Source organism: Citricoccus sp. (genome assembly GCF_035445025.1).
Classification (GTDB): domain Bacteria; phylum Actinomycetota; class Actinomycetes; order Actinomycetales; family Micrococcaceae; genus Citricoccus.
This window is the reverse complement of the sequence record NZ_DAOMPX010000044.1, coordinates 1-2,038: the sequence shown is the minus strand read 5'-3', so window position 1 is coordinate 2,038 and position 2,038 is coordinate 1. Positions and strand designations below refer to the sequence as shown.

The 2,038-nt window shown below is 68.7% G+C and carries 1 protein-coding gene; it reads right to left on the bottom strand.

Annotated elements, in window-relative coordinates:
- Positions 1-50: 50 nt before the first annotated feature.
- Complete coding sequence (locus PLJ28_RS12225) at positions 51-1,892, bottom strand: phosphoenolpyruvate carboxykinase (GTP) (RefSeq protein ID WP_183523283.1); 1,842 nt, start codon at positions 1,890-1,892, stop codon at positions 51-53.
- Positions 1,893-2,038: the final 146 nt, after the last annotated feature.

Sequence of the window (2,038 nt, the reverse complement as noted above, 5' to 3'; positions counted from 1 at the left end):
GGCCCGTTCGTGTCCCGTCCCCCGGACGCGGCCGAGGGGCTCGTGGCGCCTCAGGCGCCCAGGCGCTGCTTCAGTCCGTCCAGCTGGCCGCCGATCGAGGCCGGGAGGGAGGAGCCGAACCGCGCGAACCACTCCTCGATGGAGGCCACCTCGGCCGTCCACTCCTCGGTGTCCACCTTCAGGGCGTCCTCGAGGTCGTCGGCCGAGATCTCCAGCCCGGTCAGGTCCAGGGACTCCGGGGTCGGGGTGCGGCCGATCGGGGTCTCCGTGGCGTCGGCCGTGCCCTCGAGGCGCTCGACGATCCACTTCAGCACCCGGGAGTTCTCGCCGAAACCGGGCCACGCGAAGCCGCCCTCGCGGTTACGGCGGAACCAGTTGACCAGGTAGATCTTCGGCAGCTTGTCCTGGGCGACCTTGCCCGACTCGCGGACCCAGTGCTCCAGGTAGTCACCGGCGTCGTAGCCCATGAACGGCAGCATGGCCATCGGGTCGCGGCGGACGACGCCCACCGCGCCGGCCGCGGCGGCCGTGGTCTCCGAGGACAGGGTGGCGCCCTTGAAGATGCCGTCCTCCCAGTCGAAGGACTCGGTGACCAGCGGAATGGTGGTCTTGCGGCGGCCGCCGAAGAGGATGGCGTCCAGCTTCACGCCGTTCGGCTCGTTGTACTCCGGGGCCAGCATGTCCGTCTGCTCGATCGGCGTGCAGAACCGGGAGTTGGGGTGGGCCGCCGGGGTTCCGGACTCGGGCGTCCAGTCGTTGCCCCGCCAGTCGGTCAGGTGCGCCGGGACCTCGTCGGTCATGCCCTCCCACCACACGCCGCCGTCGTCGGTGAGGGCGACGTTGGTGAAGATCGAGTTGCCCTTGGCGATCGCGCGCATGGCGTTCGGGTTGGTCGACCAGCCGGTCCCCGGGGCCACGCCGAAGTACCCGGTCTCCGGGTTCACCACGCGGAACTCGCCGTCATGGCCGGGGCGGATCCAGGTGATGTCGTCACCCAGGGTCTCGGCCTTCCAGCCCTCGATGGTCGGGTCGATCAGCGCGAGGTTGGTCTTCCCGCAGGCCGAGGGGAAGGCGCCGGAGATGGTGTAGGACTTGCCCTCCGGGTTGGTCAGCCGCAGGATCAGCATGTGCTCGGCGAGCCAGCCCTCGTCCCGGGCCATGACCGAGGCGATGCGCAGCGCGTAGCACTTCTTGCCCAGCAGGGCGTTGCCGCCGTAACCGGAACCGTAGGACCAGATGGAGCGTTCCTCGGGGAAGTGCACGATCCACTTGGTCTCGTTGCACGGCCAGGCGACGTCCTCCTCGCCGTCCTCCAGGGGGGCGCCGACGGAGTGCAGGGCCGGGACGAAGAACGCCTCGGTCTCCTCCATCTTGCGCAGCACGTCGGTGCCGATGCGGGCCATGATGCGCATGGAGTTGACCACGTAGGCGGAGTCGGTGATCTCCACGCCGAACTTCGGGTCCTCGGCGTCCAGGTGACCCATCACGAAGGGGATCACGTACATGGTGCGCCCGTGCATGGAACCGGCGAAGGCGTCCTGGAGGATGCCCTTCATCTCGCCGGGCTCCATCCAGTTGTTGGTGAAGCCGGCGTCCTCCTCCTTCTCGGAGCAGATGAACGTGCGGTCCTCCACGCGGGCGACGTCGGCCGGGTCGGAGAAGGCGGCGTAGGAGTTCGGGAACTTGTCCTCGGCGAGCTTCACGAAGGTGCCGGCCTCGACCAGTCCGGCGGCCAGGCGGTCATACTCCTCCTGCGAACCGTCCACCCAGTACACGGAGTCCGGCTCCGTCAGGGCGGCGACCTCCTTCACCCAGTCGAGCAGCTTCCCGTACGAGGTCGGGGCCTCCGCCACGGCTCGGTCTGCGAAGGTGAGTGAGGAGTTGTCTGCCATGGGGGTTCCCTCCATTGGGTAGCGGCTGCCTTTGGGGTCGCCTCCGGAACGGGCCGTCAGTGGCCGGCACTCCGTTGTGCGTACACCGTCTCCGGTGCCTCATTCTACCCACGCAGATCACACGCCCGTTCCGGTGACGTCACCTT